Annotated in this window: 32 protein-coding genes; 3 read left to right on the top strand and 29 right to left on the bottom strand. The window is 43.1% G+C overall.

The window, feature by feature from the left end:
• Positions 1 to 173 precede the first annotated feature (173 nt).
• Positions 174 to 977: an undecaprenyl-diphosphate phosphatase gene (bacA, locus tag CVP04_RS01690; protein WP_100295791.1), complete on the top strand. Its 804-nt coding sequence runs from the start codon at positions 174 to 176 to the stop codon at positions 975 to 977.
• An 89-nt stretch (positions 978 to 1,066) separates the two neighbouring features.
• Positions 1,067 to 1,348: a hypothetical protein gene (locus CVP04_RS01685; protein ID WP_100295790.1), complete on the top strand. Its 282-nt coding sequence runs from the start codon at positions 1,067 to 1,069 to the stop codon at positions 1,346 to 1,348.
• A 159-nt stretch (positions 1,349 to 1,507) separates the two neighbouring features.
• Here the strand turns inward: CVP04_RS01685 and CVP04_RS01680 are convergent, their stop codons facing one another.
• The 6 genes from CVP04_RS01680 to CVP04_RS01655 all read right to left on the bottom strand — a co-directional run bounded on the left by CVP04_RS01680 (position 1,508) and on the right by CVP04_RS01655 (position 9,531).
• Positions 1,508 to 1,735: a hypothetical protein gene (locus CVP04_RS01680; protein WP_100295789.1), complete on the bottom strand. Its 228-nt coding sequence runs from the start codon at positions 1,733 to 1,735 to the stop codon at positions 1,508 to 1,510.
• Between the two features lie 57 nt (positions 1,736 to 1,792).
• Positions 1,793 to 2,119, bottom strand: coding sequence for a hypothetical protein (locus CVP04_RS01675; protein ID WP_100295788.1), 327 nt, complete (start codon positions 2,117 to 2,119; stop codon positions 1,793 to 1,795).
• A 69-nt stretch (positions 2,120 to 2,188) separates the two neighbouring features.
• Positions 2,189 to 7,522 carry a TipJ family phage tail tip protein gene (gpJ, locus tag CVP04_RS12215; protein ID WP_165772761.1) on the bottom strand — a complete coding sequence of 1,778 codons (5,334 nt, stop codon included), beginning with the start codon at positions 7,520 to 7,522 and terminating at the stop codon, positions 2,189 to 2,191.
• A 9-nt stretch (positions 7,523 to 7,531) separates the two neighbouring features.
• Positions 7,532 to 8,128, bottom strand: a complete 597-nt coding sequence (locus CVP04_RS01665) for a tail assembly protein (RefSeq protein WP_100295922.1) — start codon at positions 8,126 to 8,128, stop codon at positions 7,532 to 7,534.
• The gene (locus CVP04_RS01660; protein WP_100295787.1) at positions 8,071 to 8,814 is read right to left on the bottom strand and encodes a C40 family peptidase; all 744 of its coding nucleotides are present in this window, start codon (positions 8,812 to 8,814) and stop codon (positions 8,071 to 8,073) included. The genes CVP04_RS01665 and CVP04_RS01660 overlap by 58 nt, the downstream gene beginning before the upstream one ends.
• 3 nt (positions 8,815 to 8,817) lie before the next feature.
• A complete protein-coding gene (locus CVP04_RS01655; protein WP_100295786.1) occupies positions 8,818 to 9,531 on the bottom strand; it encodes a phage minor tail protein L in 714 nt (237 codons plus the stop codon).
• A 145-nt stretch (positions 9,532 to 9,676) separates the two neighbouring features.
• On the opposite strand from CVP04_RS01655, the gene CVP04_RS01650 reads away from it, so the two are divergent.
• On the top strand, positions 9,677 to 9,871 hold the full coding sequence (locus tag CVP04_RS01650; RefSeq protein ID WP_100295785.1) for a hypothetical protein: 195 nt from the start codon (positions 9,677 to 9,679) through the stop codon (positions 9,869 to 9,871).
• Here the strand turns inward: CVP04_RS01650 and CVP04_RS01645 are convergent, their stop codons facing one another.
• The 23 genes from CVP04_RS01645 to CVP04_RS01535 all read right to left on the bottom strand — a co-directional run bounded on the left by CVP04_RS01645 (position 9,872) and on the right by CVP04_RS01535 (position 25,720).
• The gene (locus CVP04_RS01645) at positions 9,872 to 10,198 is read right to left on the bottom strand and encodes a phage tail protein (protein WP_100295784.1); all 327 of its coding nucleotides are present in this window, start codon (positions 10,196 to 10,198) and stop codon (positions 9,872 to 9,874) included.
• Positions 10,198 to 13,506: a tape measure protein gene (locus CVP04_RS01640; RefSeq protein ID WP_100295783.1), complete on the bottom strand. Its 3,309-nt coding sequence runs from the start codon at positions 13,504 to 13,506 to the stop codon at positions 10,198 to 10,200. Before CVP04_RS01640 ends, CVP04_RS01645 begins: the two co-directional genes overlap by 1 nt.
• 41 nt (positions 13,507 to 13,547) lie before the next feature.
• Complete coding sequence (locus CVP04_RS01635; protein WP_100295782.1) at positions 13,548 to 13,805, bottom strand: hypothetical protein; 258 nt, start codon at positions 13,803 to 13,805, stop codon at positions 13,548 to 13,550.
• Between the two features lie 50 nt (positions 13,806 to 13,855).
• Complete coding sequence (locus tag CVP04_RS01630; RefSeq protein ID WP_100295781.1) at positions 13,856 to 14,164, bottom strand: DUF2513 domain-containing protein; 309 nt, start codon at positions 14,162 to 14,164, stop codon at positions 13,856 to 13,858.
• A 55-nt stretch (positions 14,165 to 14,219) separates the two neighbouring features.
• The gene (locus tag CVP04_RS12345) at positions 14,220 to 15,128 is read right to left on the bottom strand and encodes a phage antirepressor N-terminal domain-containing protein (RefSeq protein WP_243385056.1); all 909 of its coding nucleotides are present in this window, start codon (positions 15,126 to 15,128) and stop codon (positions 14,220 to 14,222) included.
• Between the two features lie 345 nt (positions 15,129 to 15,473).
• Positions 15,474 to 15,986, bottom strand: coding sequence for a hypothetical protein (locus CVP04_RS01620; RefSeq protein WP_100295780.1), 513 nt, complete (start codon positions 15,984 to 15,986; stop codon positions 15,474 to 15,476).
• A gap of 88 nt (positions 15,987 to 16,074) precedes the next feature.
• Positions 16,075 to 16,311 carry a phage tail assembly protein T gene (locus tag CVP04_RS01615; RefSeq protein ID WP_100295779.1) on the bottom strand — a complete coding sequence of 79 codons (237 nt, stop codon included), beginning with the start codon at positions 16,309 to 16,311 and terminating at the stop codon, positions 16,075 to 16,077.
• Between the two features lie 44 nt (positions 16,312 to 16,355).
• Positions 16,356 to 16,766 (bottom strand): hypothetical protein, encoded by a 411-nt coding sequence (locus CVP04_RS01610; protein WP_165772760.1) that lies wholly within the window; start codon positions 16,764 to 16,766, stop codon positions 16,356 to 16,358.
• Between the two features lie 61 nt (positions 16,767 to 16,827).
• A complete protein-coding gene (locus CVP04_RS01605) occupies positions 16,828 to 17,481 on the bottom strand; it encodes a phage tail protein (RefSeq protein WP_100295778.1) in 654 nt (217 codons plus the stop codon).
• A 2-nt stretch (positions 17,482 to 17,483) separates the two neighbouring features.
• On the bottom strand, positions 17,484 to 17,828 hold the full coding sequence (locus tag CVP04_RS01600; protein ID WP_100295777.1) for a DUF3168 domain-containing protein: 345 nt from the start codon (positions 17,826 to 17,828) through the stop codon (positions 17,484 to 17,486).
• The gene (locus CVP04_RS01595; protein WP_100295776.1) at positions 17,825 to 18,304 is read right to left on the bottom strand and encodes an HK97-gp10 family putative phage morphogenesis protein; all 480 of its coding nucleotides are present in this window, start codon (positions 18,302 to 18,304) and stop codon (positions 17,825 to 17,827) included. The genes CVP04_RS01600 and CVP04_RS01595 overlap by 4 nt, the downstream gene beginning before the upstream one ends.
• On the bottom strand, positions 18,297 to 18,620 hold the full coding sequence (locus CVP04_RS01590) for a phage head closure protein (protein WP_065231294.1): 324 nt from the start codon (positions 18,618 to 18,620) through the stop codon (positions 18,297 to 18,299). Before CVP04_RS01590 ends, CVP04_RS01595 begins: the two co-directional genes overlap by 8 nt.
• Complete coding sequence (locus tag CVP04_RS01585) at positions 18,621 to 18,935, bottom strand: head-tail connector protein (RefSeq protein WP_100295775.1); 315 nt, start codon at positions 18,933 to 18,935, stop codon at positions 18,621 to 18,623.
• Between the two features lie 52 nt (positions 18,936 to 18,987).
• The gene (locus CVP04_RS01580; RefSeq protein WP_100295774.1) at positions 18,988 to 20,187 is read right to left on the bottom strand and encodes a phage major capsid protein; all 1,200 of its coding nucleotides are present in this window, start codon (positions 20,185 to 20,187) and stop codon (positions 18,988 to 18,990) included.
• 2 nt (positions 20,188 to 20,189) lie between these two features.
• A complete protein-coding gene (locus CVP04_RS01575; RefSeq protein ID WP_100295773.1) occupies positions 20,190 to 20,849 on the bottom strand; it encodes an HK97 family phage prohead protease in 660 nt (219 codons plus the stop codon).
• Entirely contained in the window at positions 20,833 to 22,077 is a 1,245-nt protein-coding gene (locus tag CVP04_RS01570) for a phage portal protein (RefSeq protein ID WP_100295772.1), read from the bottom strand. Before CVP04_RS01570 ends, CVP04_RS01575 begins: the two co-directional genes overlap by 17 nt.
• Positions 22,074 to 23,585: a terminase large subunit gene (locus tag CVP04_RS01565; RefSeq protein ID WP_100295771.1), complete on the bottom strand. Its 1,512-nt coding sequence runs from the start codon at positions 23,583 to 23,585 to the stop codon at positions 22,074 to 22,076. Before CVP04_RS01565 ends, CVP04_RS01570 begins: the two co-directional genes overlap by 4 nt.
• On the bottom strand, positions 23,585 to 24,046 hold the full coding sequence (locus tag CVP04_RS01560; protein WP_100295770.1) for a terminase: 462 nt from the start codon (positions 24,044 to 24,046) through the stop codon (positions 23,585 to 23,587). The genes CVP04_RS01565 and CVP04_RS01560 overlap by 1 nt, the downstream gene beginning before the upstream one ends.
• A gap of 98 nt (positions 24,047 to 24,144) precedes the next feature.
• Positions 24,145 to 24,468, bottom strand: a complete 324-nt coding sequence (locus CVP04_RS01555) for an HNH endonuclease (protein ID WP_065231301.1) — start codon at positions 24,466 to 24,468, stop codon at positions 24,145 to 24,147.
• The gene (lysC, locus tag CVP04_RS12465; protein ID WP_100295769.1) at positions 24,465 to 24,674 is read right to left on the bottom strand and encodes an Rz1-like lysis system protein LysC; all 210 of its coding nucleotides are present in this window, start codon (positions 24,672 to 24,674) and stop codon (positions 24,465 to 24,467) included. Before lysC ends, CVP04_RS01555 begins: the two co-directional genes overlap by 4 nt.
• A complete protein-coding gene (locus CVP04_RS01545; protein WP_100295768.1) occupies positions 24,643 to 24,984 on the bottom strand; it encodes a DUF2570 family protein in 342 nt (113 codons plus the stop codon). Before CVP04_RS01545 ends, lysC begins: the two co-directional genes overlap by 32 nt.
• Positions 24,957 to 25,478 carry a lysozyme gene (locus CVP04_RS01540; protein ID WP_100295767.1) on the bottom strand — a complete coding sequence of 174 codons (522 nt, stop codon included), beginning with the start codon at positions 25,476 to 25,478 and terminating at the stop codon, positions 24,957 to 24,959. Before CVP04_RS01540 ends, CVP04_RS01545 begins: the two co-directional genes overlap by 28 nt.
• Positions 25,475 to 25,720 (bottom strand): hypothetical protein, encoded by a 246-nt coding sequence (locus tag CVP04_RS01535; protein WP_207761604.1) that lies wholly within the window; start codon positions 25,718 to 25,720, stop codon positions 25,475 to 25,477. The genes CVP04_RS01540 and CVP04_RS01535 overlap by 4 nt, the downstream gene beginning before the upstream one ends.
• Positions 25,721 to 25,802: the final 82 nt, after the last annotated feature.

Genomic DNA, 25,802 nt, shown 5'->3' with positions numbered 1-25,802 from the left:
CGACGAAAGTGCGGTGAAAATAACCGCACTTTTGCATCTCAAAATTCCTCGTAGAATGAAATGCCGCTAATAAGTTTTAGGCAAAGCGTTGAACTTCAGGTAAAATAGCGCGCGAAGGAATCGCATTTTTGCATAAAAGTGCGGTTATTTTTTATTTTATTTTGAGGAAGATTATGTCGGAATTAATGATTGCCGCGATTTTAGGGATCGTGGAAGGGTTAACGGAATTTTTGCCGGTTTCTTCTACCGGTCATATGATTATCGTCGGTTATTTATTAGGCTTTGAAGGCGAAAAAGCGGCGACCTTCGAAGTGATTATTCAGCTGGGATCCATTCTTGCCGTGGTGGTGATGTTTTGGCGTAAATTGTTCGGTTTAATCGGAATTCATTTCGGACAAAAACCGGATTATTCTCAACCGCACTTAACGATCGGTCATATTCTGGCGGGAATGTTGCCTGCCGTAGTGTTGGGCTTGCTTTTTCATAAGAATATCAAATCCTTATTCAGTCCGGAAATGGTGATGTATGCTTTGGTTGTCGGCGGCTTTTTATTGATTATCGCAGAAAAAATGCGCCCGACGGTGACGGCACACACGGTGGATCAAATGAGCTATAAACAAGCCTTTAGCATCGGTTTATTTCAATGTTTGGCGTTATGGCCGGGTTTTTCTCGCTCCGGCGCGACCATTTCCGGCGGCTTGTTAATGGGCGTCGGTCGTCAAGCGGCGGCGGAATATTCTTTTATGCTTGCTGTGCCGATGATGTTGGGCGCAAGCGTATTGGATTTATATAAAAGTTTAGGTTTTCTCAGTTGGGACGATTTGCCGATGTTTGCGGTGGGTTTCGTAATGGCGTTTATCGTCGCATTAATTGCGATTAAAACTTTCTTAAACGTGATTAAACGCATTTCGTTTATTCCGTTCGCAATTTATCGTTTTATCGTGGCGATTGCGGTGTATTTCGTTTTTATCCACTAACTCGCGCCGTTGTCGGTGTCATTGGAAAATATCGAGCGCGTTATTATAATGCGCTCGATTTGTTTGGGCGTCGGAAAAAGGAGAAATCAATGAATTTATTGGTGAAAATCGTTCTTATCATTGCGTTAATGTTGCCGAGCGTCGCATTTTCATCTGCCGAACGTCCTTCTTGCGGTTTGGCGTGCAAAGCGGTTATCGGCTATGCCGTGTATAAATTGGTGAAGAAAGAGAAGAAAGAACCGGAGAAAAATCGTTCGTATCAGGAGGAATATACGCCTTATACGGAATCTCGCGAAGATTATCGTGAAGATAACAGCGAGGATGAATATGATGACGAATATGACGATGAAGATGAATACGACGACGAATAAACTTATCTCAAGTTTGCAAAAATAAAATGATATTTGGAATAAAATAGAACATAAAATGAATGGCGGTGAGAAGGGGATTAGCATAGTTGTCTAGCGTATTGATTTTATTACCTCTTCATACTGGATTGTCATTTCGTATAACCAATCGTATAACTAAATTTACTTCTTCTTCTTAAACCAAATTCCCCCAAATACTCTCACTAACCCATACAAAATCCGCCCTAGAATTGGGCGTTTATTTTTTAGCATACATTGCAAAAATCGCTCGTCTGCTTCTTTGCGTGATACGGTGCCATTGATACCATAATCCCGATCGTGTTGATGACAACAATCATTGACATCACTAGGTGCTGATTTCCACCCTGTGCAATAATGTTTTTTACTCATAAAATCTCCAAAAAAAAAAATGACCGCACTTTTGTGCGGCCATCTTATCTATTAAATTTACGCCTTAACTTTACCGCCTGCAAAGAGGTAAGGATTAACATAGCCCTCATAGTCCTCTGGCACATAGTCTTCAGGTTGTGCTTTGACTAATTCAGACAACGCCCACTCGTACGGGATTTGATCCCACGCAGGCACGCTCGGGATAGTAAATGTATTGACGGATAACAATTCTTTCCCCGCCTCTTTTTTCGCTTTCGAGACATAAGATGCCATTGTGATATAAGTGGCATTATTTAAATAATCCACCTGTAATCCTGTTACTTCGTGATAGTTCACGACAGCACCTGTACGATTGTCTTCAAGTTGTTTTTCGATGTATTTCATAAGTAGTTTCCTTTTGTTTGTTGAGTTTGGATAAAAGAAAACCGCCACAAGGGCGGTTAGTAAAACAAATTAGATTTTCTGTATAGTTTTTGCTCTTGTAGCAAGAGCTGAAGTAATAAGTAATGTAGATCCTCTATCAACTTTGTTAGTATCATAGCGGAGTGATATATTGGCTACGGTATTTCGTGGCAAGAAATAAGCTCTACTGTTCTTGATGTCGGTATTATTTATCAAAAGATTATATACTCCCGATTTGATAATCCCTTCTTCATACGCATCATCACCGTGTCCAACAGTTCTTCTTGAAAGATAGTTGAATAATGTGATATCAAACAAAATAACTCTGTCCGCCGCACTTGCATTAATACGGAATTGAGGGTTTCCGCGATCCTTTGTCCAATCTACCGAATAAGTAAAAGTCTCAAAAATATTTCCCCCGACTAATTGTGTAACCTCCAATTCTCCTGTAAATTTTCCCGTCACACCTTCAAATCGAGTGCCTCTAACCACTCCACCATTGATTGTTGTACCATTTATAGTACCGCCATTAATCGTATTACCCGTAAAAGTATTCCCCGAAAAATTTGCTGCACTAATTCGTCCCCCATTAATCACTGGCGCAGAGATAGTTTGATTGGCTCTAATGTGTTGACCTAAGATAGTGCCGTCAGCGATTAAATCACCATTGAAAGCAGCTCGATTATTAACAACAGAGAACATCGGCACAACATTGCCATCACTGGCGTTTTTCACCACGCCGAGCTTATCTGCCATAAGGATGATTGATGATTCTGCGGTTCGCCCATCACTTTCCGCTCCTAAAGCAATCCCTGAAACAGCAGTGCGCCCCCCTGCAATGACTTGCGTTTTAAACGTTTTCATCGCCGAGACTTTTCCGTCTGTTGTCGCAACAGCTCGGCTTACTGTAGAGATTTGTGCTTTAGCATCATTAACAGATGCGCTCACGGTATCAATACGTTGGCCAAGGGCGCGGTCTGCTCGAGTTAGGGTTTCTCGCGTACTATCAACTTTTGCACTCACCGCATTTACCGCACTTTCTAAGTCTTCTGGCGCGGGCGTCCAGTCTGTGGCAATGGTGCCTTTTTCGAGTTTGGCGTTACCTACAAAATAACTTGTCGCACTTTTTAAAGAGCGTACTTGTACTTTGTTATAGGTTAATTTTGACAATGGCTTAGGCAGCGTTAATGTTTTGCTTACCTTACCTTCAAAACTAAAAACTGCCCCCGAACGATTACCTTTAGTTGGCTCATAATATGCAGATAACCAACCCGTGGTGCCATCCTCATAAAATAATTGACTCTCTACGCCGATCCTAAAATAATCATCTCTTGAAAGATCATCTACGCCATTTACTACAGCTACATCTGCAGATATAGTGATAGTTTGTAGCGTACTTACATCTACATTGGGCGTAAATCTATAAGTTTGATTCTTATAAATCTGCTCTCCATCTCCTTTGATCCCTTTGGCTGTATTTAGTAACAAGTTACGTCCACCAACCTGAATGTTATCCACCTCAGCTTTAGCATCTCTCCGCCACTCGCTTTGTAGTGTTGTGCGAGCAAGACTTGCCACTTCAGTTTTGTTGGCTTTTGTCGATTGGATATTAGTGATACCTGCTTCGGCATTACTAACACGGCTAGTTAATGCCGTGATTTTATCTGAGTTAGCTTTATCTCCACTGACTCTAGCAGACTTTTCTTCTGCGATTTGACTATTGGCTTTATTCAAATTTGCTGTAAGCTGATTAAGCTGTGTAGCAGTTGATGAGCGGTTATCTGAGACGGCTTTTTCCACACGAGAGATACCGCTTTCAGCTGTAGCCATTCTTGTGGTTAAACCGCTGATTTGTTGGGACGTTGCTTGCTCTTTTGTGGACTGTGTAGATTTGTAGCTAGTCAAATCTGCACTTACCGCATCCACCGCACTTTCTAAGTCTTCTGGTGCAGGCGTCCAGTCGGTGGCGATAGTGCCTTTTTCCAATTTGACTTTGCGATATTGCACTTGCCCAATTTGACTATAGCCTAAGATGATGCGCCAAAAATCAAAATTTTCGCCATCATCTTGCAATAGACCTGTTACCGAGTAGCGTTGCCATTGTTCGGTTAAAGTGATAGTCCCGATGTTAATCCGCTCTACTGTAGATAAGCCATTAAGACGATTTTCGCGCACTGTCGCCCACATTTGCGGATCACCGCTCACGCAGCGAGCTTCAAAACTTAAGGTATAAGCATCGCCCACTTCAATTTTACCAAGACTGTTTGATGCTTTTGCTCCCCAAGCAGGTTTAGATACCATTTGCCACTGCTTCCAGGTTGTAGATGAGCCGGTAACAGTAACAATGCCATCATTAATCTGATGATTTTTATCGTCTTTGTTTCCGGACGCATACCACCAAATCCCCCTTGAGAAATCGCCATCATCAGCATAATTCCGCCCACCAATCTGCAAATTATCAAATCTTGCATTAAGGTTTTGGCTTACTTCAGACATGCTTTGCGCTTGCGTGCTGACGGTGCGTTGTAGATTGGTTAACCCACTTTCTGCGCTTGCCACTCGCGATGTAAGAGCTGTGCGTTGCCGTGCTTCTGCTTCATCTCCTTTTGCTCTTGCTAATTTTTCTGCTTCCAGTCCAGATAATGCCTGTTCGGCTTTGGCAGTCAAAGCTGTAATTTTCTGTGCTTGTTGAGCATCGGTATTTTGTAACTGCGAGATAGCCGTACCCCGAGTATTGGCTTCCGCTTGGATTTTGGCGGTTAATTTTGCACTTTCGGATTGGATTGCTTTTGTGCGATTGGTTACTTCCGTATTGAGTGCAGCAGATCGAGCTTTCGCTTCGTCTTGGACTGCTTTCGTGCGCGCTTGTGATTCTGCGATGATTTGAGCAACGGCATTCGCAACTGCCGATTGTCTTAATCCTGCTTCAGCGGCAACGGCATCATCAATATCCGCTTGTAAGCTATCAATCAGACTTTGACCAAGCTCGCTTTTGGTAATTTGACCGTGCAAATAATCAGTAAGTGCGGTGGCATCTTGGCTTGGTCGTCCCTCTACCGCATCAGTAAATCGCCCCGCATTATCCCCGTCAACCATTCGCACCCAGAACCAAAAGCGATCGTTAAGTGTTAGGCCTGAGTATGTGTAACTCGTTGTGGGATAAGCGAGGCTAACCAGTTTGCGCGCCTTGACAAATTGATTATCACTACTTACCCAAATTTCAATCGCCGTTTTTGGATTAGCAAAAATCGGGTTACGCCAATTGAGTTCGATAGCAAACATTTTCGACACAGTGACTAATTCACTTACGGCCAAACGCACAGTAAATGTTTTGGTTACCGGGTCGGACAATTGTCCTTGCGCGTTTTTTGCTCGCACTTCGGCTTTGTACTCGCCATCTGGTAAATCCACAAAGGTGATTTTTGGCGAGGTTAAATTGTCATACAGCTTGTAAAACTTGCCATCACGATAGAGTTTGATTTGGTATTTGACCATCGCACTATTTTGTACAATGGCATCAAAACTTAGCTCAATCCCATCACCATTTGCTTGCACCTGCACATTATCCACTTTGCGCAAGCCGCTTGTGGCGAGTGTGGTTTCTCTTGGTTCAAACACTGCACCGTTATCCACAATGGCTTCTTTTTGCGGTTCGTGCTGCAATGCAACAATGGTGTATTTGCCTTTTTCTTCTTCACTAATGGTCAGGCATTTAAACAGCTGCACATTGATTTGTTGCGTAGTTAGCGACCAGACCGTATAAGGCGTTAAATCTTCTGGCATTGCCTCTAGTACAGCTTGATTACCATTTGCCACCCCAAAAATGCGAATATCTTTATGCTTGCCCTCGGCGTTGATATAGGTTAAGTAGCTTTTGCCGTTGATTTCAATCTCACGGTCTAAAATGGCTTTACGCCCCTCAATCGCTAAGACACGTCCGCCGATATTTGTCGCAGCATAATCGCTATCCGCAACACGGATAACATCACCGGGGATATGCATTAAGCCTTCTGCACCCACGCTAAAAGTAACGGTTTTGGTCTCTAATCGTTCGGTTTCTAAAATCCATTTACCCGTGCGATGTGCTTGTCCGCGTGAAGTACAACCAAAAGCAGTTACTTTTTTGATGTTTAACCCATAACGGCGGATTAAGGCATCATCTGATACCACCTCCACTTTTTTCTCGTAGCTGTCGCTGGCATCAATATATTCAACGTGGATTTCATTGTGGCGGGCTTTGAGCGCGGAATATTGATAACTAAATTCGCCATTCACCACATTCGCATTGGTGTATGTCCACACTGGGTCGGCGGGTCTATCCATCACCACGGTAAATTCACGCCCATTCCACACGGGCATTGCACGGAAAATGGAGCAAATATCATTAATCACATCATAGGCTTTGCGTTGTTCAACAAGCCACGCGTTACAGGTAAAACGTGGCTCTTTGCCACCAAAACCATCTGGCACAAGCTGGTCGCAATACTGGGCCACTTGGTAGAGCGTCCATTTATCTACGCTAAACTCACCCAATCGTTGGCCTAAGCCATAGCGTTTATTGGTCATCAAGTCATACAGCACCCACGCAGGGTTATTTGACCAGGCAACCTTAAAGGTACCGTCCCAAAGCCCAGTATAGGTGCGGCTGATTGGATTATAATTACTTGGCACTTTGAGTTTGATGCCGTAAATTTCGTAGTTACGGTTCGGGATTGACCCAAAATACTCTGAGTCAAACTGAATGCCGACAAGTGCGGTGTTAGGATAAGCAAACCGCGTTTCGATAATTTCCGTGTAGCTCGACCATAACGTGTTATTTTGTAGGCGTTGGCTTTTGCTATCGTCTGTTAAACGCTCAACTCGCACCTGAAATGGTACAGGTGGCAAATTACCGTACTCAAATTGACGCAAATATTGTGAGCTATATTTACCCTCAATGACCACAGGATAGATACTGCTACCAATGGTGACACGTAATTCCACGCGCGTGCCGTTGGTGTCGCCTTGGTCGTTTTGCGAAAATAAGGATTGCACACCAAGGGTTAAGCGCAGGCGAGAAACTTTGCTATCTGTAATAGTGCGAGTGATTGCTACCGTTTTACGCACTTGCGCACTAACTGCCACTTCTTTTTCGGACGTGTTAAACCCGCTCATTATGTCTTGGTCTTGCACGCCAATGCGTCCTTGGGCATCTACATTATTAAAATTATAACTGCCATCATTGGCTTGGATTGGCGTTTTATCCAAAAATACGGATTTCACACCGTTCACTAAGCCTTTAATTTCACCTTCCGAGATAATTTCAACGATATTCACTAGCTGTTTTGAGCGACCGCTTTCTGGCGCTTCCACTGGCGTATGACCGCCACCACCACCTTTACCCATAACTACTCCTTACAATCGACCTTTTCTAAATCCTACTTCACGTTCCTGGGTTTTAAACACATCCACATCAACTGTGCGTACACCTTGCGAAATCACCATTGAGCCTGTGAGTATGCGACCATAAGCCAATGGCACCATTCGACCTTGTGCGGTCATATTGGCACGGTTGGAAAATGCCGTGGATTGTTTCTTTTCTGTGTCCTGTTGATTAGGCATCGGTGGTGGTTTCGTTAGCATTTGTGCTACCCCACCAGCGACCATTGCGAGCCCCGCTGCAAAGGTTGCGCCTCCCGTCCAATAGCTTGCAACCATTAGTACTACACCAACAATGACAGAAAATATTCCCGCTCTTTTCGCCCCTTTCAGCACTGGCGTAATATGCACCGTCATTCCGGCTTTGAGCTTATAAAACAAGCCTTTCTCAAGATAGCGGTTATCAAGATATTCACGCCCGATACGCACGGTAAATAAGCCTTGTTGGATAAATTCTCGCAGTTTGGGGATTTGTGATGTCAACGCCTTAATACATTCTGCTGGCGTCTCTGCCTCTAACTCAAATGTAGCGCCAAACTGTTTAAGGGCACCGTAAAATCTAACGTTGACCATTGCTTAAATCTCCAAATACTATGTGTATGTTTAAACCAGTAACCATCGTATAAATCCCGTTTTGATAAGCGACGCGGGCTGTGATGTAACACCATTTGCTCACCGAGATAAATCGCGGCGTGGTTCGGCACATCAGCGCCCACTTGCATTAAAATGACATCGCCAATTTGCACCGCACTTTCATCCACCAACCGTTCAAAGCCGTGTGCTGCCATATTATCGAGGTACAAATTGAAACCGTCTTCCCACCAATAATCGTCCCGCTCAAAATCAGGAAAATCTGCACCTGCCAAATAATAAAAATCCCGAAACAGCGTGTAGCAATCCATTACCCCGTGATGAAACTCACGCCCGAGCAATGGTGAAATTTTGGGGAAAATATGGATTTCCTCACCGCACACGAGCCAAAAATCCACGTCTGCCGCCAGTTGGGTTTGGCGGTCTAAAAGGGATAACACGGGTTCACCGTTCGGGTGCGAATGCACAAGTGCGGTGATTTTTCCCAGAGAATTGGCTTGCAAAAAATCTTCGGGCGAAATTTCAAAGTGGTTTACCTTATCTTCCGCCTGATTTTCACAAGGCACAAAAAACGTTTCATCACCCTTTAAAACAACAAAACCGCAACATTCGTGCGGTTCTTGGGTTTTGGCATACGCCAAAATAGCTTGTTTTAACTTCTCAATCATTTCTTACCCCAACTTATCAACCGACACAAATCCCCCGTAGTTGCGTAGATTGTTACGCAATCTACAACCGCTTGGTAAGCAACTGCATTTATCTTTATTTTTATCGCGAGTAGATTGGTCTTTTTCATCGGCTACTGGCGGACCTGTGTAGCCGCATTCAGCCGAGCGATAAAGCCAGCCACATTGCACCGTGATAGTGCGGGCGGAAATTAGCGCATTATCCGTTTCGGTGGGTAACGCCAAGGTAAATACTGCCACATCACGCTTGAGAGTGGATAACTGCTCAATCACAAAATAACTCAGCACTTCTTGGCTTGGGTCTGCTTGGCGGTTTCCGTCCGCAAAATTTACTGCGTCTAAATACTGCATATAAACTTGGCGACGGCGGACAATACCGCCTAAACATTGGTCAAAACGTTGCACAAGCCCAGTAATAAAACCGTTAATATTAGCTAATGTCAGTTCTGGTCGATTACTTGGACCTTGCCCTGACATCGAAAATCCGCTGGCTTTTACGCCAAAGGCTTCATAAGTATGACCTTGCCACACAATGGGTTGCATCATCTCGTTGGTACCTGCATAAAACCGAAACAATTCGCCATTCATTCCGTCTTTGTCTTTCAGGTTGCGTAAATCGACTTCAAACAGTTCGATCATCGCGTTTTGCTCGAGCTTACTTAGCTCCAGTTTCATTTGGGGCGGGATTTGTTGGGGCATTTTGTATCTCCAATAAAAAACCGCTCAAAATAGAGCGGCTTAATTTTATTTTTGCGATCAAGATCGAGAAAATTTATCTCGCTAATCGCCATAATTTACAAAGTTTTTTATAGTGCTACCACCTAAACAACACAGGAGCAACACTATGAAAAGTAAATTTAAGAACTATCTCATCTCACACAATCTAGCTAATCAAGCTGGTGCTGATGTGCTTTTATCTAGGCTCACTGATAAGCTAGACATAATAAATTGCAACAAAATCGAAACAGAAATACTCGAAGATTTACTTGCTGAATTTCTTGATACCTGCACTATCCAAGAAATAGCAAGCCTGCTGTGATTACGGAACCTCTCTAAATTCACAGCTAAATTCCGTGTAGGTTTTGCCCATTTTTGCGGGCCACTTGCTACACACGACTTTTTTACGACTGTTAGTGAACGGGTCGTGGAAATAAAAAGGCTCGACACCTTTATGCCGAGCCAAAAATTCGTCCACTTCCAACCGCACTTTATTTCGCACTTTCACCACCACAGGATAAACCCGCAGTAAATTATTGATCGCCCGAGCTTGCCGTTGGGTGTAACCATCGCCAAACTCAATCTCATTGACTTTAGGCGAGTTTTCCACGGTAAATTCTGGACGGATGCACCATTTGAAGGTTTCCATTAGCTAAATGCGCCTCCCGCGCGGAAATTGGTTTGAATCACTTGGTTTGCCTCATTGCGTGCAATGGTTTTCATCAGCTCAAGGGTGATTTCAAGTTGATCGCCTTTTTGCTTCGTGCTGACCTCGGCCTGCACTGGCTCACCTTGGTTAATCACTTTGACGGTGATATTTTGCGTGCTGTTACTGGCTCGTTGTCCAACTACTGGCACTTTCGGCACCGCCACACCACCACCGTTGGCAAAACCACGGCGACCATAGTTTAGGTAATTGAGATAGCCTAAACCCAGCCGAGCAGTAGCTTCTTTGGTGATGACATATTCACCTTTATGTACGATACCCGCAGGCGTATATTTACCGCCATCGCCGGTATAGCCACCGCTAGCAAAACCAACACTACGGATCTGTGCTACTAATGCCATACCTTGAGACATAACACTTGCTGCCGCCGCAAACTTAGATGCAGCATCCATTTTTGACCAGTCTTTCATGGCCTGACTTGCTGCAAGAGTAACATTAATAGTCGACTCAGCAATAGCAAACGCTTTAGATACTGCAAACATTGCTTTATACGCAGCAGATTGTCGCCCGCCTGATTGTTCAATCATTGTGGCAAGATTACCAAATGCACCGCCAAGCTCGTTCAGCCCCGTGGCGTAATTATTCATCTCACGCTGAAATTCATCGTTTTTATAACGTTCAATGATTTGTTTCTTACGCTGCTGAAACTCTTCTTCGGTCATCAACTTCTGTTCGTTAAATGCTTGAAGTAAAGCCAGTTCCTGCGTCTGCTGATTTTGTAGGGCTTGATTTGGATCGTAAATGGCTCGCAGTTGATCTAATGGCGTAACCGCATTTTGTGCCACATTCTGCGCATACTCGATTTGCAATTTCATTGCGGCTTGTTTCGCTTCATCAATGGTCAATTGATTTGCCACTTGCAATTCTTTAACAGCCGCCAGCTCTTTATCTAGATTATGGGCGGCTAATTTATTTGGCGCATATTTTCCTGCAAGCTCTAATCGTTGTTGATTAAAGCGTTGGGTGATCGCCAATTTTGCCGCTTCATATTCTTGATGTTTAACGACTCCTTTTTTATTGTACTCTTCTAAACGGCGGAACATTTGAGCTTGCTCTAGGTCAATTTCGCCTAGGGTAGAGGTACTTTTTTGTCGCACTTCATCATAGAAATTAAGCCAGTTTTGACGCGCGTTTTCGCCACCTTTTCCTTTTTTATGATTAAGCTCAATGGTTTTTTTTAGCTTCGTTTTTTTCTCATCTTGTTGAAAAAGTGCTTCCAATTGTTCTTTCGCTGCAAAGATTTTCTGCAAATCTTCTAACGACATATCAATAGTTTTACTTGCAGCTTCTGCTGAAGCGTATTCCCCTTTCGCAATTGCCGCAAGCACATTAGCATAATCTGCTCCTTCCACAGAAAGTACCTTATACAGCCCCGATAAAATAAAGGCAGCTTTTGCGTTTCCTTTACTTTCTAAGGTAAGCACATTCACTTCTTCCGTTAAGGATTTAGTTTGCTTTTCAATATCCTGCTGTGCTTTCTCCCAATCATTCAATTTTAATTTATGTTGGGCAAGGCTATTATTTGCCTGCTCAACCTTTTCATTGAGTTTATCTTGTAATTGGGCTTGCAGTGATGTTTGATCGTTTAATTTCGCCGTTTCTGTTTCTAACTGTGCCTTAATGCGAATAGCTCTTTCTTCCGCTTTCGCCATATCTTCCACAGAACGCTTCAAATATTGAATATGCTTATTGCCAGAATGATCTTTCCATTCAATTTTTTGCACTGCATTTGTTGCCGCATTTTGGAAAGTTTTATATTGCTGTTCTAATTCTTGAACCTTTTTCTTTTGTTCTTCAATACTGTATTTGGCATCAAGCAACTTATCTTTTAATTGAGCAACGGTAAATTTATCAAGGTTCTGCTTAATATTATCTACCGAGTTTGCAAAATCATTAGATTTATTCGCGGCATCACTTGCACTATTCCCCCAATCTAGCAAAAATGGAATTGCGGCTGAAATTGCCAATGTTGCCACGCCTAACGGTCCACCAAGTGCCGCCATTGCCATTCCTAATGTGCTTGCAGATTTTTTAGCGACATTTAATTGATTGATTGCAGCCGTTTGGGCTTTAATTAATGCCGTTTCTCTTGCAGTTTGAACACCAAGCTCTTTGCTTAAAAGTAACCTTGCTTGCTCTGTTTTGGCTAAATTTAGCTGAGCTTGTAATTGTGCGATATAGGCTTGTGTCGCCTGTAAATCCGCAGTAGTTTTTGCTTTTTCTGCAAGGGTTGCTTGTACGGTTGCTTTTGCCTCTTGCATTGTTGCACTTGCGGATAAATAGGCATCTTTCGCTTTTTTACTAAATTTAATCCCCGCAACTGCCGCTCCTAAACTTAATGTTAACGGGGCTAATGTGCCGATATTATTGGCAACAACATTAATCCCTTCAGCAAATAATTTACTTGTAGCTAGGGCTTTATCTGTTTCTCCTAGCCACTTTTCAGTTGCGGTAGAAAGATTTTGGAATGCTCCACTTAATGTTGTCGTAGTTTTTTTATGTAATTCATCAACGCTACCTTGGGCTTTTTTCAACCCCTCAACCATTTTATCCGCTGTCATCTCGCCTTTATCTACCATTGCTTTAAGCTGGGCGGTTGTGATCCCCAAACCTTTCGCAATCGCCTGAATAACCGTTGGCGTTTGTGTCATCAATGAATTGAATTCTTGTGCTTTCAATTTGCCCATCAATAAAGATTGCCCAAATTGAATTAACGCATTAGAAGCCGTGGCAGAATTAGCCCCCGAAATGGCTACGGATTTTGCCACTGTTTCAGTAAGTGCAGCAACATCAGATAGATCTAACCCCAATTGCTGTGCATTTTGGGCAAAAGTTTGATAAACCGATGATGTCGCTTGGGTAGATTGTGCGGTTTTGAGTGAAATGTCATAGACATCTTGCATCGCTTTAATCCGTTCACGTTCACTTTCCGTGACAAGATTTATTTTATTACTTAATTCCGTGTAGTTATCCAGGCTCCCAATAATCTGTTTTGGGTTTGGCAACACAAAACTAAGTACTTTTAACTTATTAAGTTTATCAGCAAAATCCAAACTTTTATTCGTTGCTATCGCAGCATTTTCAATATTTTTTAAATATGTATTTGTTCTTTCAGCAAACTGCTTTGCGTGCCGTTGTGCCTTTGTCAGACCATCTTGAAATTTAACTTGATCTAACGCCAACTGAATATTTAATTGCCCAAGCGAACCCGACATCTTATTTTCTCCCATAAAAAAAGCCCGCCGTAGCGAGCTTCTATTTGAATTTAATCTTATTTATAAAAACCTTTGTCCCAATATTGAGAATAGCGTTTATCTTCCATCTCAAAAAACGCTTTTTTACTTAATTTCCAATGCAACAACAGTAATACCATAAACAGTGCTAGCAGTATGATAATAATCGTTTTCCAAGAGAAAAAGCTAAAGGCTGCCAATAACACCAATAATAAGGAAAAGAGAGAGAACACTGCGATATAAACTTTTGCCCCCCAAATTAGACTACTTGTAATAAAACTATATGAGCCTTTCATCTTTTCGTCCTCCATATTAAGACTTTACCAAATCTCCGTACAGCGTCAAGCTATTTCGCCAACAACGCGATCAATAAACTTTTTCCCGCTAACGTAATCGCCTCAAAAGATAAATCAATCCCTTTGGTTTTAATGGTTTGTTTAATTTTATTCCACGCGGTATCATTTCGGATTTTGTCGAGAAACTCGTGTCCTTGCCACGTTAGCTTATGTTGAGAATCAATTAATTGTGATTGCTTCAACAATAGGTAGTGATATTCCACCACCGCGGGCGGAAAGCCTTTTATGCCTCCATTGTCTAATGACGTAAGTGCCAATTTGAACAAAATTTTGCGGATAAGCTCCCAGTCGCGTTTCATTTGGTTCTCCTGCAACCGCACTTAAACTGAAGTGCGGTCGGTTTCGGTTGAGTTTTTAACGCATATTAAACGGTTTATAATACGGATTTTTACGTACTTTAATGATTTCAGCTCTCAAGAAATCCATTACTTTTCCGTACTTTGATTTTGGCATACGGCAAAGCGACGGAAATCCAAAGCGGGCAAAGAGTTTTTGATAAAACTTTTCCGTCATCACGCGTGATTTTTTAGTTAAGTAGCGCGAGGCTTCGGATACCCGTAACCATTCTTCACTACGAAATCCAATCACATCAGGCGGAAGTGTTACCCGTCGATTTGGTGGTGTTGGCAATCTGACTTCTGCTTGTTGGGCGACCACCGTTTTGAAACTTGGCGATAATATCGTTTTTGTTTTGATCAGCGTTTCTCGCGTGTCGTCGGTTAAAAACATCTCACACACGCGGATCAACTCATTAAATTCTGCATTGCGAAATAATTCGCGACAGGATTTAAATTTAGGCAGTGCTTTTTCTGAATAATCTACCGCAAACACTAAGAGATAATAAAGTGTTTTGAGTAACTCACGCTCCATACTGATTATTACAGGTTGAGGTTGCGGTCTTTCCGCTTTGCCTTTATTCCAATAATCGTGTAGTGCTTGATAACATTCTCTTTTGTATGTGATAAGACGCTCTCTAATTTCAGGTTTCACGCGTTTTACATCAATGCCAAATAGCCAGCCGTTGAGGTATTGGATTGGGAGGCATAATGTTTGTTGTTCGCCACCATTTGAAGGTGAGGTTATCATAACCGCACCTTGTGAAAGCACTTCATCACGGCGAATTCGTTGCCGTTGGGCTTCCCAGTCTAAACCAATATTTTCACAAATTGGTTTCATTGCAACATAGTGAATGTTGTTTTGCTCAAATGTAGTTAAAGTGCGGTTGTAAAATTGGATTGTTTGAAGTTGAGTTTGGTTTGACATAATTGCCTCTGTTAATTTTGCGAATAATTTCAAGGTGCCTTTATTATACAGGTACCTGGCGATCGAGCGGTTCGCAAGCCTAACAGTAAGCTGGAGTTATTCCCCTTTCGGGTATTGTATTCCTCGCCCACTCGATCATTGATTGTTATTTACCGTTTTTTGTCAAATCTGGCTGAGAAAAGGAGAAACACCAAATTCTAGATACAAAAAAACCGCATTGGATTTCGGTTGCGGATTACCGCTGTTAAGGCTGCGACACCTGTTAAATACTATAGTAGTGAAATAAGATTATACTGTCAATACAAAATCTCTATCTAATTGATAGGAATTTGTGTAACGTATAGATTAACGCTTAAGCTTGTTTAGAAAATAATTCTTATCATAATATGAGATTATAACTAGCCTTTCTTGTACAAAATTCTCATATAGTGAAACTCCCAAAATAACGTCATCATACTGATATACTTTTCTGTTTACAGGACAAAATGCGGTGCCGCAGTCTGTATATTTTTGTTGCTCATCAATAATCGGATTTCCATATTTAGCATTAAAATCAATCCGATAATAGTTTAATATTCTATGGGTTTTGACTTCATCATCCATCGCATAATATATCGATTGAATTTCTACCAGCTTATTATTACTAAAAAACAAGGAATAAGTACCATTTTCAAAATCAGGGGTTTCCACTTTGATGTTATAAGAGTGTGGTGTTCCTCCGTTCCCCTCAAAATAATTAGTTTTTGTTATTTGTTCTTCTGTTATATTCCAATCTAACCCATAAGGCGCAGGTCTCTTGCTATCATTGCAACCCGCTAAAATGAATAGTGATAAAAATACGAGCAACACTTTTCCCATAATTAACTCCTAGACTAAGAATAGGCGTTAATCATACCAAAATTAAAGGTGTTTTAAAGTGATAGAGATCACATAGAGGTAGAATAATCTACCTCTGTGCTAAAAACATCTGGCTACCATCATCAAAATCTTGGCTATTTCCCACCGCACTTTGATCTGCAAAAAATGGCATAAACTCGGTGAGTTTTGGGCTGTCTTTTTTCGGATCGCTGTTAATCGCCGCTAAAAGATAGGCAATTTGTGCGGTGCGGTAGTCTTCACGCCACAAGCCGAACGGCTGTTCTTGGTAGAATTGTTCATATTCTTGCAAGTGGCGCTCTGGCATTGCTTCGATTTCTGATAGCGTTTTGCCCAACGCAAGGGAAAGTGTTAATTGGAACTTGCGTCGGGCGGTGAGTTTTTTGGGGTATCTGCATTTTCGGCTTGATTAAAGGCGGTAAGTACGCTGTCATCAAGGGTTAAAATGGCTTCTAAATCTTCGATATTATCAGGGTCGAATAAATTATTGCCTTTTTCATCGCATAATTTGATAGCAAGATTGCGCGCAAGGCGGTATTTATCCGCAATGGGTTCAAGCTGTTTAGCCAGTGCCTCTTCATCATTCAGATTCAGTTCAATGCCTTGTGCCGTGGCTTGGGCTTTCAGCCAATTTTGATATTCAAAAACCTCACGATTTACATCGCCTACAGTAAAAGAACGGATATAGTAGGTATTGCCGTTGAGTTCAAACGGTTTCAATGTGGGTTTAATTGCGAGTAAAGTTGCTTTCGTGCCTTTCATTTGTTGATTTCCTTAAAATGTTTATAAAAAACACCGCACTTTTTATCGTGCGGTGAGTGGGTTATGCGACTGGTAATAAATAATCACGTTTAGATTGTTTAATGGTTACACCTGATTCAAACTTGCCTTTGACTTCACCGCTAATGTTGGTGCTGGTTTGGATAAAGCCTGTGCCGTAAAGCGATCCCTGATTGTTTTTGAACACAATCAAATAAGGGAACGTTTCTTTGCCGTAGAACTTCTTGCGTAAATCCGCTTGCATTGCGGTAGCTGGCGCCCAGAAGAATGTGAGTTTTACATTACCAAACTCAATATCGCCCGGTTCGGTTTCTGTTCCCTCACTGCACATTGTAGTGACGTCTTCTTCCGAAAGCGTATCTCCGTCTTTTTCAATATTTTTGATGGCGCAGAAGTTAGAAGACCAAGTAACACGAGCCACTTTGGCATTGGTAAATACCGTTGGTCTGTCTTGGTCTGCCCAATTCACTTCATCAGCAAAAATGATGTCGTTGGTTTGAATATCTTTAACAGGGTAGTAGCCGTCTAGCGAGCCAAGCCCGGTAATGCGGAGCAAATCCCCTTTTTTGTAACCGCTATTGGCTACGGTGATTTTGGCATTAGGGGTAATGTCGCACGCGGTGATACTTTTTTCCGCTTCAACACCCTTGCCGATATAAAATTTTGTCCCCTGAAATGGGGTGGTTTGTGTGGCCATAGTTAGTCTCCATAAGCTATTTGATACATCACTACACGACGGTGTAGTTTTGTATCGGGTTCATAATCACTAAAATCCGAAATGCGTTCGGCAAAATCAAATTCATCTTCTACCGCTTCAAACAAGGCTTCGCGCAAGTTAAAGATGTCATCAACTTGATTGCTGTAAATGTCGATTTGCACTTGGTAATCATCTAAATCCCCATTTTCTAAGGCGGCATTTGGGGTGATGGTGGGGAATTGATACACAATGACGGGATAGGTCGTATTGGTATCGGGGATCACTTCATAAAAACAACGCCCTGCAACCAAAGGCGACAGGGCGTTAAATAAGTTGTGTTGGATCATTTGTTTCCTTCCCTTAAGATTTCCTCTCGTAAGGTAGTAATAATGGCATTGGCGGCTTGGTCTTTCGTTTGCTCAAACGCGGTGCGCAAGAAAGGGCGCGCCGGCATTTTAGAGGTGCCGAACTCAACAAATCGCCAATAATACGGATCGTTAGGGTTATATGCCCCGCCTTTCTGTGCTTTGGCTTTAAACTTTTCGATTTGTTTACCCGAAAGCTTTTTTACACCAATATAGGTGTTAGTTTTGCCATTTCGACCGACTTTGGTCTTGGATTGAATGGCTTTTTTTAATGTACCTGCACGTCGGTGCGGCACTTTCTCTTTTAAGGTTGGGGCGTTAGTGCGTGCTTTGTCGCGTACAATCGCTCCACCTTTTCGCATTGCTTTAACGGCAATGCGATTACTTGCTTTTCGGCCGAGTTCTTTCATTGCTGCCGACAGCGCCCTTAATCCTTCCACTTTGACTGTGCTAGCCATTGACTTTTTCCTTACACAGTAATTGCAATGCGGTGCTTCGTCCTTGGTAATTCAGCACTTCAACAATCTCAAAATGCCGTTCGCCAAAAACGACCCGCATTGTGGGCGTAATACCTGCCCGATAACGTAACCAAATTTGCACGGTAACTTCCGACTGCACCTGTTGGGCGGAAAAATATTCTTTCCCCGTTAAGGGTTTGACTTCCGCCCAACAGCTGACAACATCTCGCCATTCGGTAACCAATGCGCCGTAGTCGTTTTGGGTGTTAATTTGCTGCTGTATCTTGATTCGATGACGCAGTTTGCCAATTTGCATTTACACCCCCATTAATCGGTAAGGCTGGATCAACCGCCAAACACCTTGCTCAATTTCTTTAGAGGTTACGCCTACGACAACGCTTTCTCGGTGTTCATACCAATGGGCAATGACCATTAGCATTGCTTGTTTAATTGCCGCATTCGCCACAAGCCCCATTGATTCCTCTTCAGGTACGCTATTTAGATAGAGTTTGCGCCCGAGTTGGCTTTCAAGATAGGATTGGGCAGCGGTTTCATACTGAGTTAAGAGCGTGTCTTCTTCATTATGATCGATACGGCAATGTTGTTTGATAAGCTCAAGCGAGATAAGCATTGGTAAAAATCTCCAAAAAAAGCACCGCACTTGAGTTGTGCGGTGTTAAGGGTTATTTCGTTTTAGGCGCAAGTGTGCCTTTGATAAAGGCCTCTGGGCGATACACCGCGAGGGCTAAGCGTTCTTCCGCCAAAATGGTCACTAAGTTGCGCACAAAGTCATCTTCATTTTCCGTTGCAATAGCGATGGCGGAAGCCTGACGGTCAAACACCTGCGCGCCAAGGCTAAATGCCCCTGTCAAGAAAGTGCCAGCGGTCATTGCTTGCGTTTGCACCACTGGTAAGCCCCATAAGGTTGGCTGTGCGGTACCTTGTGGATTACCGATAATGTTACGCCCCATACCATCTTTCTCCAACTCAATTTTCGTCCAATCGATTGGGTTAAGCACATAGCCTGTGGCTGGATATTCTGCAATTAAGGCTTGTAATTGTGCTAATCGCAGTTGATCAATGATGGTGTAGGCCGCCAATTTTGCGGGATCTGCAAACGCAGTAGCTTGCGGTAAAATCCCGTGTAACGCACCACTTGATCCATCTCCGTTTAAGAGTTGACGATCTTCAAACAGTTTCAAGCCATAAATTAAACGACCGTTAATGTAGCTTTGTAACATTGGCGCATCGTCTAAAATCTGACGAGAGGCTTTCATATAATGGGCAATGGTTTTAACCCCCAGCGTTACTTCGTCAAATTTAATATCGGATTGGGCTTTTTTATCCCCCTCATTCACTTGATACGCCGCCCCATTGGTAAAGCCGGTTTCACGAATGTAGGTGATGGAGTTACTTTGGGTGGTGCCTTTCGCTAACAGGTCTCGAATCGTTAGAACCTGATCCGGTGGCGTTAAAATCCCCGGTAATTTATGTTCAGGGATTAATGCACCCGCCGCCCCCGCTGTATTCGTTGTGGCACTGGTAATAGTGGCTTTTACGGATAAATGGGCGGAATTGCCTTTGCGTGGATCTTGCATAAATTTTTGGAAACTGTCTGATTCCATTAACTGTTCCACTAAGGATTTTTCAGCGGTCTCATTGGCTCCCCCACGACGAGCGGCTTTTTGCTCTAACTCATCTAATCGGCTTTTCGCTTCGTTCATTGAAGTTAAGGCTTCATCCACTTGCGCTTTTAAGCCCTCTAAGCCTTTTTCGTTGTTCGCCATTTTACCTTGTAGTTCTTCACCTAACCCTTTTACTTGGTCGGTAGCTTTTTTAAACTCGCTGGCGAGCTGTTCAAGATTTTTTTCTGTTTCTGACATAATTAGTGTTCTCCCGTAATGGATTTGATAATTGTTAATGCGTTGCTAATTGATTTTTCTTCAGGCTCGCCCTGAATGAGTTTTTTCAAGCCGTAGCTAGCAACGGTTACAGCTTGTTTTTGTGAAAACCCCAAATCTCTTAGGGCTTTCTCAAATTCAGCAAGAGTAGGCAATCTGCCTTTTTCTAACACAGATTTCACTTTTTCCACGCGACTTGCTTCATTAGCGGGAAAAGTAACTACCGAGATTTCTCTTAATTCAATGGCAAGTAATTCTGTGGAGTCCTCTTTTTCATCATAGGTCCACTTATTCACCCGATAGCCAATAGAAAGCCCATCAATGGCGCCCGCCATCATTAAAGCGTGTACCTCCTTGGCTTTTGCCACTTCATTGATCAGTAGCCGTCCTTCACCGTATAAGCCTTTCTCATCTTCTTTAAGCTGTGTCCATACGCCGATAGGCTGATTGCGGTCGTGGTTCCATAATACCGGCGGCATTTTGCCTTGCTCTTTCCACATCTTGATGGAGTCTAAAAATGCCCCTTTGCGTACGATCTCATCGTAGGCATCTTTCACATCAAACACGTTGCAATAGCCGGAAAAAAAGCCATCTTCTTTGATGGCTTCGGCTTTAAATAAGAGATCTTTAGTTCGGTTTGTCATTGGTTATGTCCTTTCCGATTTTATCAATCGCAGTCAAATTAAGTTGTACAGTCAATTGATCCGCCCCCTCTACCGCTGGGAGATTTTCTAATGCCCGCACTTCATTTCGGGTCATTACGCCATTTTGCAAAAGTGCGGTGTAAAAACTCGCTCTTCCCGCGCTATCCGCTCGCAATAACCCTTCTACACTAAAAATAGGGTAAATTTTTGACCGCTCTTCAGGTTTCAGTAATTTGCGTGTAATGGTTTGTTCAACCCGTTTTAGCATTGGATTAAGTGAGTAAGTCAGGAAATTTTGCGTAATTTGCTCTGCACTTGATGCCCAAGATGACGATTTATCCGTGCTATAAATTAATTGAGGCGGTACACCAAAGGCACGGCAAATTTCCTCAATCCCAAAATAGCGGCTTTCCAATAATTGGGCGTCTTGGGGGTTGATCCAACTGCCTGACATATTGGCGGGTTCCATTCCCGCTTCAAGCACCATCCACTTGCCAGCGTTTTCAGACTTGCCAAATTCGCTTAGCCCCTCGCGCACGCGCTTACGTTGCTCATCGGATAAAATCCGCTCACCCGTTTTCAAAAAACCGCCCGCCTTTAAATTATTTTTAAAGGCTTTGGCCGCGGCATTATTCGCAGCGGTTTGTAAGCCCATTACTTGCGCTTGATAGCGAATGGGGGATAACCCAATTAAACCATCAAGGGTAAAACCTCTAAAGTGCAAAATATCCCGTTCGGCGTAATTGCCGCCGTCCACGTTATTTTTGGTGTAAATGTAGCGGATTTCGCCGTTATCACTGCGTTGCACCTGCATATACTGTGGATCAAGAATATCCAATGCAACCACGCGCGCACCAATACGATTTATGCGGCAATAGGCGTTGCCCCATAAATCAAGGTTAGCAATCACCGCTTCCCAAAACTCACTGGCACACATATCCGCATTGGGCGTGTCGTGAATAATTTTGTAAAGAGGGTGATCGCGAGCGATTTGCCGTTGCTCATTTTTAAGGTGGAAAGGCAGTGATGCAATGGTTTGACTGCGTAACCGCACACAAGCCCAAACCGCACTTAATTTTAAGGCGGTTTCGCCATTTACCGTTTCGCCTGCGCCACTTGCCTCACTTACAAAGGGTTCTACAACGCTGCCTTTATCAAGGCGTTTTCCGCCTGAAAACCAGCGTTGGTAAAAACGGCTCCACCAGTTTTTATCATTTAGTGTACTCATCCGATAATCATATCCTGTAAAAATGCATCAATATTCAATGGCGTTTCCGCACTTTCTGCTATACCAAGCGCCATAGCAAGTGCGACCATTCCGTCAATTCGTCCCGTTGCTTTGTGTTTTTCAAATTTTCGGTTGCCGGCTGGATCTTTGGTAATGACTGCGTTTGCCGCACACATCGTTAAAACGGGGTGCATACCGTGGCGCAGTTGTCCATTAAGCAATTGGCTTTCTAAGGTGTCAATTGCCGGCGACATATCCTTAAATCCTTGACCAAAAGGCACTAGGGGCAACGTAATACCCTGTGCGTCCATTTCTTTTTTGAAAATATCCATTCGCCATCGGTCAAACGCAATTGAGGAAATATCAAAATCACTTAAGATGTCGGCAATATCTCGTACAACGTGGGCATAATCCACGGTGGCGCCGGGTGTTGTGCGGATAAAACCTTGTTTTGCCCACACATCATAAGGGCTTCGGTCGCGCTTTGCGCGGTCAATCAAACCTTGTTCCGGCGTCCAGAAATAACTATAAACATTGGTTTTGCCACTTGGGTCTTTGGCAACCAGCACTAGCGACGTTAAGTCTGTTCGTGCAGATAAGTCTAAACCGCCATAGACACTTAATCCCGTAGGAGACGGTGCGACTTCGCCATTGGCTTTCCAGACATCTTGCGTAACAAACGTGGATACCGTGCTGACCCGCTGATTGAGGTTTAAATTGCGGAACGTATTTTCAAAACTTGGCATTCGGTTAGCTTTGTCTGCCAATTTTTTGATGTCTTCCTCACTGCGGAACACACCTAACGCAGGATTGGCTTGTTTCCACGCTTTCGGATCAGTAATTTTTAAGTCTTTATCCGCGCTGTAAACGTGGCAAACTGTATGTGGATCGCCGCTGTTGATTGCGTCATCAATCCAAATTGAAAGCAAATCTGCGTCATTTGCGGCTTGTGTGCTAATGGTGAGCAATAATGGGCTCTTATGCGCGCCTTGTGCGGTCGTAATCGCATCAACGAAAGCCGATTGACTGCCTTGCACTTGCCCTACTTCATCTAAAATCGCCAGCACTGGCGATAAACCTTGTGCGGTTTTACCATCTGCGGCTAAGGCTTTGTATTCAACATTCATTGGCCGCCCAACCAGCCGCTTACCACTTGGCTTAATATCAACAAGGGTAGTCAGTTTAGGGTTAAGTTGGATCATTTTTACCGCGAGGTTAAATACGAGAGCGGCCTGTTCACGACTTAAGGCTCCGCTGACAATTTGGCTATTTAAGATGGCAACAGGTCCCACTAAATGTGCCAGCAATAAACACGCAATAAGTGCCGTTTTTCCATTTTTACGCCCAATCGACAAAATACCGTGTGTGGTCCCCTGTGGATTGTCATAAACGTCAAAAATAAAGCGTTTTTGGAAATCCTCTAATTTAATCGGGCTTCCTACTAACGCCCCTTCGGGGACAAAACAATATTTTTCAATAAAGGCGATGACTTTTTCTGCCGTCGTCATCAGTTAAACACCCTGGCAATTAAGCCGTCATCATCATTAATCGCATTCCGTGCCTCTTGATAAAGCTGATTGGTCTTCACTTGATCACGACTTTCCCCATTTGTGGCGCGACTGTGAATTTGCAAACTTCGGCACATTTGGATTTCACGCTTGTACAGGTCTTCGATCACATAGTGCAGCGGGTGCATTTTCATTGTGCCGGTGTCTGTTTTTACCCAGCGTCGATGATTTTGTAACTCGTGTTCATAATCATCAATTTCTACATAGAGTTTTGCGAGTTTTACCGCCCGTTCTTGATCGATCGGCGTCCAACTGTCTAAGGCTCGGCTATTGATAATACTGTTCCAATAGCGCGTTTCTAATTTTGTTAATTTTTGTGGTGGTGATAGCTTGGTTTGTGCCGCTTTGGTGGCTAACACTTTTGCAGTGGTGCTATCACTACGCAATTTGCGTCCACTCATAAAATCACCTCCTAAAGCTATAAAAAAGGGTAGAAAAACTGTAATAGCGATCACGCAGAGTTCCCCAAGCGGTAGCCCAAGCCATTTGCCTGAACTTTTTACCCGCCCTCCCCCTTATTGAATGGGTGGTCTGGGTCAATAGGAAATCCACTTGCATCACAGCCTATATGATTAAGTTTTTTAATTTCAGCTTTTTGTTTTGCGCTGTCGTGATGTAACTTACAAAGCGATTGCAAATTATCTGGGTCAAAGAATAAATCTAGATTGCCCTTGTGGGGGGTAATGTGGTCCACTACCGTAGCGGGGGTAAGTTTGCCCGCTTGAGAACAGAAAACGCATAAGGGGTGTTTTGCTAATTGGTCTAAGCGTAGTTGCTTCCACGCCTTACGATGATAAAGATGATGCCAACTAGCCCTACTCATTTATGTAACTCCACTTGCCAGTCTCTAATCTTATCAATACGATTAAGACACATATCACGCTCACGTTTGAGTATCACGGCATACTGTGTTACATCACCATAAGTGCGCCCCTTAAATGCCGTCTTATCCAAATGCCCTAATAGCACGGGCGGAATGCCTGGGCAATGTGTTGTCTCAATCTGACTGCTGCAAGAACTCAATAACATTACGAGGAGCAGCAGCATTATGAGCGTCCACATTTTTAACCTGCGTTTGAATTGTGCGAATAACATTATCGGATTGCTCCCTGATTTTGCTTTCGGATTGTGTAACTTCTTGGGTGAGTTGATAATTGCGCTTTGCCTCTGCTTTAAGGCTTGCGATAGCTTGGCTTTGTGTCGTGATGGTTTGGGCTTGCATTTGATTTTGGGCTCTCAAGCTACTTATCATCTGCGACTGATACCAAACCCAACCACACAAGCCCAATACCAGAAAAAGTGCGGTGAGATTTAGCCACGTTTTAAACTGGTTAAACATAATGCTTTCTCTTTTTCTCGGCGGGTTACTAAACCTTTCAGCACTTTCCCACTTGAATATTTCCAGCGTGGGAACTGCTCACACATCTCGGCTATGTTGCCTTGTTTGGCGTAACGGTAAATGGTTGACGTTTTGAGTTTACCACAGCCTACGTTAAAGGTCAGTGAGGTCAATGCCTCAAATGCACCTTGCGGTAGAGCTTTGCCGTTAGCGTAACGATTGACGCACTGTTCTGCCGTCTGAATATCTTTGGCCCAGCGATCGGCAATCTCTTTGTCAGAGTAAACTTTGCCAAAGGTAATATCACCCGTTGAACCAATCCCTACCGTCCATACATCAGCAGGGCATTTATACGGCTCACGCATACAGCTTTCCGCTTCGCCGATTAATGCCATTCCCTTTTCAGTGGTGCGGATTTCATCTGAATAATTAAACATTACCAAACCAATGATTGCTACCACAGAACAGCCCGCAATTTTCTTGAAATGTTTCATTTAATATCTAGCCCTTTCCTCAATCTCGCCACAGTGAGCTGATGGATTTCTTCCTTACGTTCTTCATCACGCTTTCTCGCCCGCCAATCACAAATACGTTGATATAAATTAGCAAGTGCGGTAACAATACCGATGGCGAGGCTCAACATCATTAAATTTTGTTGATCGCCAAGCCAAGCTAAAAAGCCGCCAAAGCCTGACCAAAGATAGCTTTGTGTTCCCATATCTTTCATAATTTTCATACTCCGCCTCCTGTTTTCGAGGCAATAAAAAACCCCGACTGGCATAACCAATCAGGGTTCTATAAATTCTTACTCTGTTCTT

Origin of the sequence: Caviibacterium pharyngocola (assembly GCF_002795405.1) — a bacterium.
In the GTDB taxonomy this organism is placed as follows: Bacteria; Pseudomonadota; Gammaproteobacteria; order Enterobacterales; family Pasteurellaceae; genus Caviibacterium; species Caviibacterium pharyngocola.
Note: the sequence above shows the minus strand (reverse complement) of the source record. Positions and strands in the feature narration are given on the sequence as shown.